Genomic DNA, 11,883 nt, shown 5'->3' on the forward strand with positions numbered 1-11,883 from the left:
CTCCGGCGGGGACGGGGAGGCGGGCGGTGCGGGGGTCTTTCTTTCGGGTCATTTTTTGTCGTTTCCTCGCTCATGCTGGCTTCGCCAGCGTCGCTGCGGGCGGGCGCCAAAACGTTCTGGCGCCCTTGCGGTCGCGGTGCGACCGTTGGGGGAGGTGGATCACAAAACGCGGGAGTAGGAAAATCGGGAGGGGCCGCCGCGGCCAAGCCGCGTGGTGGCCTTTGGCCAGCTTCGCTTCCGAACGGGTCCGGCACGCCGACCCGTCGGCCGGGGTTTGGCCTCTGGTGCGCACGTCACGACTTGCACACAGGGCCTCACCCTTCACTTGGCGTTCAGCGCGCGGCTGGCTATAGGGTCGGCCATGTCGACCAAGCTCACCACCCGTCTCGCGCAGGCTGCGCTCGCCGCCGCCACCCTTGCGACCCTCTCCGCCTGTGCCGGGAGCACCGAGGGCAAGGACGTCGCCTACGTCGCGCGCGATGTCGAATCGCTCTATGCCGAGGCGCAGCGGCGGCTGGACAAGGGCAACACCTTGCAGGCCGCGGCGCTGTTTGACGAGGTGGAGCGCCAGCACCCCTATTCGCCCTGGGCCCGCCGCGCGCAGCTGATGAGCGCCTTCAGCTATTACATCGCGCGCGATTATAACAAGGCAATCCAGAACGCGCAGCGGTTCCTGTCGATCCACCCGGGCAACAAGGACGCGCCTTACGCCTATTATCTGATCGCGCTCAGCTATTACGAGCAGATCAGCGATGTGAACCGCGACCAGAAGATCACCGAGCAGGCGCAGACCGCGCTGCGTGAGGTCAACCGCCGCTTCCCTCAGACCGAATACGCCGCCGATGCGCGGTTGAAGCTCGATCTGGTGGCGGATCACCTCGCGGGCAAGGAGATGGAGATCGGCCGCCACTATCAGCGCATGGGCCTGTGGCTCGCCGCCGATATGCGGTTCCGCAACGTGGTCGAGAAGTTCGACACCACCAGCCACACGCCCGAGGCGCTCTACCGCCTCACCGAAAGCAGCCTCGCGCTCGGCGTGCCGGAGGAAGCGGTGAAGTATGCCGCGGTGCTGGGGGCGAATTACCCCGGCAGCGAGTGGTACGACCGCGCCTTCAAGCTGGTCGGCAAGCACGCCGAGGGCGTGACGGCGTCCTGATCGCCACGGCCGACGGCCTGGGCTCAGTCGACTGTGAAGGCGAGCGTTCCGCTGACGCCGTGCCCATCGTCCCCAGCGGCTTGCCAGCGCACGTCGTAGCTGCCGGTGGGCAGCGGCTTTTTGAGCGTCAGCGTCAAGGTCTTGCCATCGGCTGACCAGTTCGTGGTGAAATTGCGGATCGCCATTTCGCCATGGTTGGCCATGCCGGGCATCGCGGTCATGATGATGCTGGCCGCCGTGCTTGTCTGATCAACCGGCGCGCTGAACGTCAGCACGATGACCTTGGGCGCCTTGGCCTCGGCGTCTGCCGCCGGGGTGGAGGCGGTAAGCTGGACATGGGCCATCAGCGCCGTCGGCGTCAGCGTTGAGAGGGCAAGGGCGGCGAAGACGGCGGGGAGACGCATGGGTTTGCTCCTTAGGGGTGTCAGAACCAGAAACGGATGCCGGCAAGGACGCTGGTGACGGACGGGTCCTCTCCGCGCAGGCGGGCGAAGTCCGCGCCCTGTCCGGTGCGCCAGGATTGCTCGATTCCGATATAGGGCGCGAACTCGCGCCGGAACTCATAGCGGAGCCGCGCGCCGACCTCGATCTGGTCGAGCCCTGCACCAATACCGAGCGCGGGAATGTCCTGCGCAGACAGATTGGCTTCGATCCGGGGCTGGAGGATCAGGCGCTGGGTGATGCGCTGGTCGATCTCGGCCTCGATCCGCGCGGTGATGTCGCCGCGGTGCGACAGGAACAGCGCAGTGTCGATCTCGAACATGTAAGGCGCAAGGCCCTGCACGCCGATGACGGCGTGGGTGGTGTCGGGCCCGGCGAGGTCGTGGCGGATACCGGCTTGAAAGTCCCAGAAGGGTTTGATGGCCTTGGAATAGAGCGCCTGCACCTCGGCATCTTCGGGTGCGCTGCCCCATTCGCCCTCGCCCTCGGACTTGAACCACAGCCGCTCGGTCGGGCCGCCGTAATAGCCCTGAATGTCCCACACATAGGCATCCGCACCCTCGCGAACCTGCGTTTCCAGGCGGTCGCCCTGAAACCAGAAGACGGGGAAGTCGCCGTGAGTTGTGCGCAATTCCTCGCGCGAGGCGGTCATGGCGTCTGCGCCCCAGACCGCATCGGCCGCGCGCGGCGGCCCGCTGCCCGCCTTTGCAGGCGGCGGGGTCTCCATGGCCGGCCCGGGGGAGGCGGGCGCTGTCATTGCGCCCATATCATGCCCCGCGTGGGGATCGGGTGCAGGCTCGGCCATATCATGTCCGGCGTGCGGGTCGGGCGCGGGCGCAGGGGAGGGAGTAGGAGTGGGCGCATGGTCGTGATGCTGATGTTGGGCCGCGAGCGGCGATGCCGCCACAAGGGCCATCAGTGAAAGCGCGTGCCTCACCGTTCCGCCTCCGGCCCCATCACAGTCACGGTCTGCATCATCCCGCCGTGCATGTGGTAGAGCAGGTGGCAGTGGAAGGCCCAATCGCCCGGCTCGTTGGCGGTGAGATCGAACTGCGCACTCGCTCCCGGCTGGACGATCACGATATTCTTGCGCGGCTGATGGGCAGGATCCTCGCCGTTGACCAGCTCGAAGAACATCCCGTGCAGGTGGATCGGGTGCGCCATCATGGTGTTGTTGACGAGCTTGACCCGCACCCGCTCGTTCCAGGCAAAGCGGATCGGCTTGTCGCTGACGGCAGAGTACATCTCCCCGTCGAATGACCACATGTAGCGTTCCATGTTGCCGGTGAGGTGAAGCTCCAGCAAGCGTGAGGGCGTGCGGGTGTCACGGTTGGGCTCCAGCGCCGAGAGCATCCGGTAGGTCAGCACGCGGTGCCCCACATCGCGCAGGCCGAGGCCGGGATCGCCGAGCTTGTCGACCGGGGCCATCGCAACCATGTCGATCCCCGGCCCCACCTTCACGTCAGGCGGAAGCAGCAGCGTGTCGCGCATTTTCATGCCGTCCATGCTGTGCGCATCGCCGCTCCCCGTGTCGCCATGGTTCATCCCCATATCGCCCATGTCGAGCAGCGGCGGCTTGCGCGGTGGCGGTATCGGCGCGCGCGCACCCGGTCGGCTGGCGAGGGTAGCGAGCGCCATGCCCGAACGGTCCATGCTCTCGGCGATTATGGTATAGGCCTCGGCCGTGGGCGTGACGATGACGTCATAGGTTTCCGCCGTGCCGATCTGGAATTCGTCGACCTCGACCGGCTTCACGTTCTGGCCATCGGCCGCGATCACTGTCATCGGCAGACCGGGAATGCGCAGGTTGAAGAAGGTCTGCGCCGCGCCGTTGATGATCCTGAGGCGGACCTTCTCGCCGGGCTTGAAGATATATTCCAGCCCCTCCTTCGGCCCGCGCCCATTGGCAAGGTAGGTGTAGGTTGATCCCGTGACATCGGCGATATCGGTCGCAGGCATGCGCATTTCGGCCCACATGCGGCGATCTTCCGCAGTGAGCGGATAGTCGTCGGCCCAGCTGGTCTGCTGATAGTTGAAATAGCCTTCGCCCTTGCGCAGCCGGTCCATAATGAAATGGGGATGGAGCGGGGTGAACTCGCTCAGCAGCACGATAAACTCGCGATCATATGCAACAGGTTCGGGTCCGGCCGGATCGATAATCAGCGGACCATAATGCCCCTGCTGCTCCTGAAGCCCGGAGTGCGAGTGATACCAGTAGGTGCCCGACTGGCGGATCGGAAAGTCGTAGGTGAAGGTCTGCCCCGGCTTGATGCCCGGAAAGCTGATCCCCGGCACGCCGTCCATATGGAAGGGTAACAGCAGCCCGTGCCAATGGATCGAGGTGTCTTCATCGAGATTGTTCGTGACGTTGAGGCGGACGTTCTGCCCCTCGCGCAAGCGGATCAGCGGCCCCGGCACCGAGCCGTTGACAGCAATGCCGTGGCCCTTGCGACCCTGCACCATGCGCGGGCCATGGCCGACAGCAAGATCGATCACCGCGCCCGAGACCTGATCAAAGCCGACCCGGATCGGCGCGCCGCCCTTCATGCCGTGCGTGGCATGGCCCTGCGCCCAGGCGGGAGCCACGCGGCACGCCGCCAGCGCAGCCATGCCGGACACGAGGCTGCGGCGCGACAGTTTCATGCGGGAAACCGGTTAGGCGAGGGGATTGGCATAGCCCGTTCATAGATACCCCTATGGGGTATGACAAGTGCTTGAACCCGTTGCCTCGGCCTTACCGCTCTTGCTCCGCCGCGTCCTAAAGTTATATACACCCCGGGGGTATAGGGAGCCGTAGCCATGAACGACACCACCAAAGCCAAGGTGCAGCGCCTCAACCGCATCGCCGGGCAGGTGCGCGGTGTGGCGCAGATGATCGAGGATGATCGCTACTGCATCGACATCCTGCACCAGATCGCCGCAATTCGATCGGCGCTCTCCAAAGTGGAAAGCCAGGTGCTCAAGGATCACGCCGCCTGCTGCGTGCACGAGGCGATTGCCAGCGGCGACGAGCGTGCGCAGCGGGAAAAGTTCGAAGAGCTGATCGACCTGTTCGAACGCAAGCGCGGTTAGCACACGCCCAAGGCTTGGGGATTGGCGCGCGTTCTCATGGTGACGGGGCGGAGGCTGTGCGCTATCTGTTCCCGCATCCATGCTCACCCGCCTGTCCATCCGCAACATTGTCCTTATCGAAGCGCTCGATCTTACCTTCGCGCGCGGGCTGGGTGTGCTGACGGGGGAAACGGGGGCGGGCAAGTCGATCCTGCTCGATGCGCTGGGGCTGGTGCTGGGCGACCGGGCGGAAACCTCGCTGGTGCGCGCAGGCGAGGACAAGGCGAGCGTTACCGCCAGCTTTGAATTCGCCGTGCTGCCTGCGGGGATCGCGGCTGCGCTCGACGATGCCGAGATCGCTATCGAGCCGGGAGAGCCGCTGCTGATCCGGCGGCAAGTTCGCGTCGATGGCGGCTCCAAGGCCTTCATCAATGATCAACCCGCCAGCGTTGCCCTGCTGCGCGAATTGGCGCCCGCGCTGGTGGAACTGCACGGCCAGCATGACGACCGGGGCCTCGTGAACCCGCGCGGCCACCGGCTGCTGCTTGATCGCTATGCCGGAACTGACACCGCCGGGCTGGAGCGTGCTTACGCCGATTGGGCGCGCACCGAGGCGCAATTGGCCGAAGCGCGCGGTGCAGTGGAGCAGGCCAAGGCCGATCAGGATCTCCTGATTGCGCACCTTGCCGAACTCGCCGCGTTGGAGCCGGTCGCGGGGGAAGAAGCGCGGCTGGCCGGGGCGCGGGCGGATATGCAGAAGGGCGAGAAGCTCTCGGACGATCTCGAAACGTTGCGGCACCTGTGGGAAGGCTCGCATTCGCCGCTGGCATCCTTGCGGGTCGCAGCGCGCAAGCTCGACCGGATTGCCGAACAGCACGCCTTGCTGGCCGAAGCGCTCGCCGCACTCGACCGCGCGGTGATCGAAGCGACAGAGGCTGAGGACAAGCTGCGCGCTGCGGCCGAGGCGCTGGTGCATGATCCGCACGAACTGGAGCGTGCCGAGACCCGCCTGTTCGAACTGCGGGCGGCGGCGCGCAAGCACCGCTGCGAGGTCGATGACCTGCCCGAACTGATGCGGACGATGCGTGCGCGGCTTGAGGCGATCGAGGGCGGGGAGGCGCAGCTCGACGCGCTGGAAGCCGCCGCCAAGGAAGCGCGCACGGTTTACGTTGCCGCGGCCGAGGCGGCGCACTCGGCGCGGGTGGCGGGCGCGGAGCGGCTTGATGCGGCGGTGGCGGCTGAGCTTGCCCCGTTGAAGCTCGACGCCGCCCGGTTCCGCACCGCGATCACCCCGCTGCCAGAGGAGCGCTGGAATGCGCACGGGATGGATGCGGTGGAGTTTCTCATCTCCACCAACCCCGGCGCTGACTTCGCGCCCTTGGGCAAGATTGCGAGCGGCGGGGAATTGTCGCGCTTCATCCTCGCGCTGAAGGTCGCGCTGGCCGAGCAGGGCGGGGCGGCGACGATCATCTTCGACGAAATCGATCGCGGCGTGGGCGGCGCGGTGGCGTCTGCCATCGGCGAGCGTTTGGCGCGGCTCGCGTCGCAAGAGGGCCAATTGCTGGCAGTGACCCACTCGCCCCAGGTCGCGGCGCGCGGGGGTCAGCATTACCTGATTGCCAAGGCTTCAAGCGGGATCGTGACCAAGACCAGCGTCGTGCTGCTCGACCAGGCCGGACGGCAGGAGGAGATTGCGCGGATGCTGTCCGGCGCTGAAGTAACGCCCGAAGCGCGCGCGCAGGCGGATCGCTTGCTGGAGGGGGTGTGATGCGCCTACTCCCCATCCTTCTCCTCACCGCCGCCTGCGCCCCCACCACGCCCGCGCCAGAGGAGGCTGTGACGCAAGTGCAACCCAACAACGCGACCTACGGCACCGACGCCAACCTCGCCGCCTCCGCGCCCGATGCGATTTTGCGCTATGCCGACCATGGGCGCGGGTTTGCGGAACTGCGGCTGCCGGAAGGTGAGGGCCCGTTTCCGCTGGCGGTGATCTATCATGGCGGGTGCTGGAAGACCGGGATCGCGAGCCAGGCCTACATGGCCCCGCTCGCCACCCGCTGGCAGCAGCTTGGCATCGCCACGCTCAATGTCGATTACCGCGAGGTCGGGGACGGGGGCGGCTGGCCGGGATCGTTCGCGGATTGGGCCGCTTCGGCCAAGCTGATCGAGGAGGTCGCGGCCAAGCACCCCATCGACCGTGCGCGCGTCACGCTGGTCGGCCATTCGGCGGGCGCGCTTCCGGCGCAGTGGTTGGCGAGCGCGCAGGGCGCGGATGGCCCCATCGGCAAGCGCCAACCGCTCAAGGCCCGCGCCGCGATTGTGCTCGACGGGCCGGGCGATGTCGGGGCCGAACGCTCGGCTTTCGACACGCTGTGCCAGTTCTCCGCCGTTGATCCCTTCATCGGCGCCCCGCCTGAAGCTGCGCGCGCGCGCTATGCCGCGATTTCGCCCGCCACCCACGCGCCGCAGCTGGCCGAACTCCTGTTCGTGCAGGCCAAGCTTCCCGCCCCCTCGGCCGCGACACAGGCCGCGCTTGCGGCGGGCGGGGCCAAGGTGGCGGTGCGCGAGAATGTCGGCATGAGCCACTTTGCCATCATCACCCCGGGCAACCCGGTCTACATCGCCAATGAGGTGGCGATACTGGGTGTGCTCAAGGGCGGTGAATGATCCGTTGCCCGCTGCCGCTGCGGCGCGCTATGCTGCGGCCGTTCAAGGGGGAGGGACGATCATGAAGCCTGTTATCTCGCTGCTGGCGCTCGCCGCAATGCTATCCGCCTGCGCGCCGACCGCGCCGGTGGCCGTGGCCCCGCCGGAGCCCGACGCGCGGTTTGCGGTGACTGACACCAAGGATTACGGACCCAAAGAGGTCAACACGATCCCCTCCGATGCCCCGACCCTCAAAGTCGCATACGGCAGTGCTTCGGCGCGGCAATATGGCGAATTGCGGATGCCGGAGGGCAAGGGCCCCTTCCCGGTGGCGGTGATCTGGCATGGCGGGTGCTGGTCGGGCTACGCAGGGCCCTTCGGGGTTTCCGGCCTTGCGACCTTCCTCGCCCGCAACGGCGTTGCCACCTGGACGCCCGGCTACCGCGAGCTCGGTTCGGACGGGGGCTGGCCCAACACCTTCGCCGACTGGGCGCAGGGCCTGGCCTATGTGAAGACGCTCGCCAAGTCCTATCCGATCGATCTGTCGCGCCTCACCCTGATGGGCCATTCGGCGGGAACGACGCCAGCGGTCTGGCTGGGGACGGGGAACTACGGCGACGCGGTGATCGCAGGCGACCTGCCCAAGCCGCGCGCCGCTGTGGTGATCGACGGGCCGCTGCGCACCGCGCCCTTCGTGGGGGTCGATGCAGCAATCTGCGGCCAGCCTGTCATCGTGCCGCTGATGGGCGGCACCCCGGCCGACGTGCCGTCACGCTACGCCATGCTCGACCCGCTGGTGAACAAGCCGCTGATCAAGCGCCTGCTGGTTGTCGACGGCGCACTGCCCGATCCCGAACCTGAGGTGATCGCAGGCCTGCGTGCGCAGGGCATCGCGGTCGAGGTGATCCGGGTCTCGCAGGAACAGCATTTCAACATGCTGGTGCCCGGCACCCAGGATTTTGCCGCCATCGGCCCGTCGTTGCTGGACATTGCCAAGGCCCGGTGAAAAAGCTGCGGGCATGAGCACCGAAGGATTGAGCGAGGCGGATGCCGCCAATGATTTGATGCGCCTCGCCCGCGTCATCGCCAAGCACGACCGCCTGTACCACGCCGAAGATTCGCCGGAGATTTCCGACGCCGAATATGACGCGCTCGTCCGCCGCAATGCCGAGATTGAAGCGGCGTTCCCGCATCTGATCCGCGAGGATTCGCCCTCGCGCAAGGTCGGCCACGCCATCGCCGCCTCACCGCTTGGCAAGGTGGCGCACGAGGTTCGGATGATGAGCCTCGACAATGCCTTCAGCCCGGACGAGGTGGCCGAGTGGCTGGCGCGGATGCGCCGGTTCCTGAACCTGCCCGAAGGCGAGCCGCTGGCGGTGACCACCGAGGACAAGATCGACGGATTGTCCTGCTCGCTGCGCTACGAAAACGGGGTGCTGGTGCGCGCCGCGACGCGCGGTGACGGACAGGTCGGTGAGGATGTGACGGCAAACGTCGCGCACATCGCTGACATCCCGCAAAGCCTGCCTCAAGGGGTGCCCGCCGTCTTCGAAGTGCGCGGGGAGGTCTATATGGAAAAACAGGCCTTTACCGCACTCAATGCTGCGCAGCATGAAGCGGGCGGAAAGCTGTTTGCCAACCCGCGCAATGCAGCAGCGGGGAGCCTGCGCCAGAAGGATGCGAGCGTCACGGCCAAGCGCCCCTTGCGGTTCTGGGCGCATGGCTGGGGTGCGGCGAGCGAAGTGCCGGGAGCGACGCAGACCGAGGTGGTGGACATGCTGCGCGCCTGGGGCTTCCCGGTTTCGCCGCTCTTCGCGCGCGTCGTCGGCGGGGCGGAAGAACTGGTGGCGCGCTTCAACGCCATCGGCGCGGCGCGGCCCGATCTGCCCTATGACATCGACGGCGTGGTCTACAAACTTGACCGGCTCGATTGGCAGGAGCGGCTCGGCTTTGTCGCCAAGGCCCCGCGCTGGGCGCTGGCGCACAAGTTCCCGGCGGAGCGCGCCGAAACCGTGGTGCAGGGGATCGACATTCAGGTCGGGCGCACCGGCAAGCTGACCCCGGTGGGCAGGCTCGCGCCGGTGCTGGTCGGCGGGGTGACGGTCACCAATGTGACGCTCCACAACCGCGACGAGATCGCGCGGCTCGGCCTCAGGATTGGCGACCGCGTGGTGATCCAGCGCGCGGGCGATGTCATTCCGCAGGTGGTCGAGAACCTCACCCGCGAAGACCCGCGCCCGGCGTTCCTGTTCCCCGATCATTGCCCCGAATGCGGTAGCGAGGCGGTGGCCGAAGAGGGCGAGGTCGATGTCCGCTGCACCGCCGGGTTGATCTGCCCGGCGCAGCGCACCCAACGGCTCGAACATTTCGTCAGCCGCAAGGCACTCGATATCGAGGGGCTGGGCGAGAAGACGATTGCGCAGTTCTTTGCGCTCGGCTGGCTGGAAAGCCCGGCGGATATCTTCCGCCTGCGTCAGCGGCGCAGTGACATCCTCGCGCTTGAAGGTTGGCAGGAGAAGTCGGTCGACAACCTTCTCGCCGCGATCGAGGCCAAGCGCGCGCCCGATGCCGCACGGCTGCTGTTCGCGCTTGGCATCCGGCACGTGGGCGAAGTGACCGCGCGGGACTTGATGAAGAATTTTCATACGCTCGAAGCCCTGCGCGCGGCGGCCGAGCGCGCCCAATCCTCCCCATCGGGTGAGGGGGACCATCCGCAGGATGGTGGAGGGGCACCCTCGGCTGCTCCGGATAGCGAAGGTGGGGATCAGCCGCACCTGCCCCTCCACCCCGACCCTGCGGGTCGCGGTCCCCCTCCCCAAAAGGGGGAGGATTTGCTGGCTATCGACGGCATCGGCCCCTCGGTGGTCGAAGCGCTCGGCGATTTCTTCCATGAACCGCACAATGTCGCGGTGTGGGAAGACCTGCTCGCCGAAGTCACCCCGCCGCGTTTCGAAGTGAAGACCATCGCCAGCCGGGTCGCCGGCAAGACGGTGGTGTTCACCGGCAAACTCGAAACCATGAGCCGCGACGAAGCCAAGGCGCAGGCCGAACGACTGGGCGCCAAGGCAGCGGGCAGTGTCAGCCCCAAGACCGATCTGCTGGTCGCGGGGCCGGGGGCGGGCTCGAAGCTCAAAAAGGCTGCCGAACTGGGGATCGAAGTGGTAGACGAGGCGGGCTGGGCGGCCATCGTCGCCGAGGCAATGGGTGGTTCCGGGGGGAGCGGGGAATGATGATCAGGCGGAGCTGGCTCGGAATTGCGGCGGTGATGATGGGCCTTGGTGCCTGTTCGAAGACGCCGGACGCCCCGCCTGCTCCATCTGGCCCGCCCCGCTTTGAACTGGCGTCGAGCGATCCGGTCAAACATGGCGAGCGGCTCTCCAAGGTGCTCGGATGCAGCGGTTGCCATGCAGCCGACCTGACCGGGCAGGACTGGAGCGATGATATGGGCACGCTCTGGACGGCCAACCTCACGCAGAGCGCGGCGAAGTATTCGCATGACGAACTGGCCGCGATGATCACCGCGGGAAAACGGGCCGACCGCGCGCTGATCGATATGCCGTCCTATCTTTTCAGCGGCCTCAACCCCGAAGATGTCGACTCGATGGTCGCCTATCTGAAGACGCTGAAGCCCCAAGGCTCGGTTCACCCCGAACCCTCGATGGGGCCGGAACTGCTCGCTATGCAGGCCAAGGGCGAATGGATGGATTCGGCGGCACGGGTTGCCGACATGAAGGACAAGGGCCCGCCGGATCTTGGTGCGGACCACGCCTTTGGCCGCTTCATTGTCCGCGCGACCTGTGTCGAGTGCCACGGAATCGACCTGACCGGCGGGAAGGGCCCGATGGCTGAAGGCGGCAATGCGCCGCCTGATCTCAGGATCGTCGCCTCTTACGACCCGCAGGACTTCACGGCCCTGATGCGCACCGGCAAGACGACCAGCGGGCGCGAGGTCGGAGCGATGAGCGAGTTCGCGCAGCGGCGCTATGCCAGCTTCACCGATTCAGAAATCGGCGCGGTGCGCGATTATCTGGTTGAACTGGCGCGACATGATCCTTGAGGAACTCCACCCGCAGGCCTTGCGCATCGCTGGATTGCTCCGCGCACGCGGCGAGAAAGTTGCGGTGGCAGATGGGGCGACCGGAGGCCTGATCGCAGCGAGTTTGCTGACGGTACCCGGCGCACTCGATTTCTTCGTGGGCGGCGGGGTGGTCTATTCCTTCCGCGCCCGCGACGTGCTCTTCGCCCTCCCGCGTGACGCTTACAAGGGGATGCGCGGGGCGAGCGCGGACTACGCCATGCTGCAAGCCCGCGCGATCCGGGACAACTTTGGCGCTGAGTGGGGGCTGGCTGAGAGCGGCTCGGTGGGCGGATCGTCGCACCCCTCGGGCGCACCTGCCGGACAAAGCGTCGCCGCGCTGGCAGGGCCGGGGGGCGAGCACACCCGCTTGCTCGAAACCGGCAGCGATGACCGGATCGCCAATATGGCCGCCTTCACCCGCAATGCGCTCGCGCTGCTGGAAGACACCCTCGCGCAATAATTTTCGCGGCGCCTGTCGAATCCGGCTTGCCGCCCGCGTCTCCCTGTCAGA

11 protein-coding genes are annotated in these 11,883 nt (G+C 66.8%); 8 read left to right on the plus strand and 3 right to left on the minus strand.

What is annotated here, in order from left to right:
• The first annotated feature begins 361 nt into the window (after positions 1-361).
• On the plus strand, positions 362-1,156 hold the full coding sequence (locus GVM20_RS14575) for an outer membrane protein assembly factor BamD (protein ID WP_160761139.1): 795 nt from the start codon (positions 362-364) through the stop codon (positions 1,154-1,156).
• Positions 1,157-1,179: 23 nt separating this feature from the next.
• Here the strand turns inward: GVM20_RS14575 and GVM20_RS14580 are convergent, their stop codons facing one another.
• From GVM20_RS14580 to GVM20_RS14590, 3 genes are all read right to left on the minus strand, one after another.
• Positions 1,180-1,560: a copper resistance protein CopC gene (locus GVM20_RS14580; RefSeq protein WP_166547919.1), complete on the minus strand. Its 381-nt coding sequence runs from the start codon at positions 1,558-1,560 to the stop codon at positions 1,180-1,182.
• 20 nt (positions 1,561-1,580) lie between these two features.
• Entirely contained in the window at positions 1,581-2,402 is an 822-nt protein-coding gene (locus tag GVM20_RS14585; RefSeq protein WP_353653170.1) for a copper resistance protein B, read from the minus strand.
• A gap of 128 nt (positions 2,403-2,530) precedes the next feature.
• A complete protein-coding gene (locus GVM20_RS14590; protein WP_166547920.1) occupies positions 2,531-4,240 on the minus strand; it encodes a copper resistance system multicopper oxidase in 1,710 nt (569 codons plus the stop codon).
• 156 nt (positions 4,241-4,396) lie between these two features.
• Here GVM20_RS14590 and GVM20_RS14595 point away from each other — a divergent pair, with 156 nt between their 5' ends.
• The 7 genes from GVM20_RS14595 to GVM20_RS14625 all read left to right on the plus strand — a co-directional run bounded on the left by GVM20_RS14595 (position 4,397) and on the right by GVM20_RS14625 (position 11,832).
• A complete protein-coding gene (locus GVM20_RS14595; protein ID WP_166547921.1) occupies positions 4,397-4,669 on the plus strand; it encodes a metal-sensitive transcriptional regulator in 273 nt (90 codons plus the stop codon).
• Between the two features lie 79 nt (positions 4,670-4,748).
• Positions 4,749-6,416 carry a DNA repair protein RecN gene (gene recN / locus GVM20_RS14600; RefSeq protein WP_166547922.1) on the plus strand — a complete coding sequence of 556 codons (1,668 nt, stop codon included), beginning with the start codon at positions 4,749-4,751 and terminating at the stop codon, positions 6,414-6,416.
• Positions 6,416-7,315 carry an alpha/beta hydrolase family protein gene (locus GVM20_RS14605; protein ID WP_166547923.1) on the plus strand — a complete coding sequence of 300 codons (900 nt, stop codon included), beginning with the start codon at positions 6,416-6,418 and terminating at the stop codon, positions 7,313-7,315. The genes recN and GVM20_RS14605 overlap by 1 nt, the downstream gene beginning before the upstream one ends.
• 61 nt (positions 7,316-7,376) lie before the next feature.
• Positions 7,377-8,300, plus strand: coding sequence for an alpha/beta hydrolase (locus tag GVM20_RS14610; RefSeq protein WP_166547924.1), 924 nt, complete (start codon positions 7,377-7,379; stop codon positions 8,298-8,300).
• A gap of 13 nt (positions 8,301-8,313) precedes the next feature.
• A complete protein-coding gene (ligA, locus tag GVM20_RS14615) occupies positions 8,314-10,524 on the plus strand; it encodes an NAD-dependent DNA ligase LigA (RefSeq protein WP_166547925.1) in 2,211 nt (736 codons plus the stop codon).
• Positions 10,521-11,351: a cytochrome c gene (locus tag GVM20_RS14620; RefSeq protein WP_166547926.1), complete on the plus strand. Its 831-nt coding sequence runs from the start codon at positions 10,521-10,523 to the stop codon at positions 11,349-11,351. The genes ligA and GVM20_RS14620 overlap by 4 nt, the downstream gene beginning before the upstream one ends.
• Entirely contained in the window at positions 11,341-11,832 is a 492-nt protein-coding gene (locus GVM20_RS14625; RefSeq protein ID WP_166547927.1) for a CinA family protein, read from the plus strand. The genes GVM20_RS14620 and GVM20_RS14625 overlap by 11 nt, the downstream gene beginning before the upstream one ends.
• The last annotated feature ends 51 nt before the right edge of the window (positions 11,833-11,883 follow it).

This window comes from Porphyrobacter sp. SLTP, assembly GCF_009905735.1.
In the GTDB taxonomy this organism is placed as follows: Bacteria; Pseudomonadota; Alphaproteobacteria; order Sphingomonadales; family Sphingomonadaceae; genus Erythrobacter.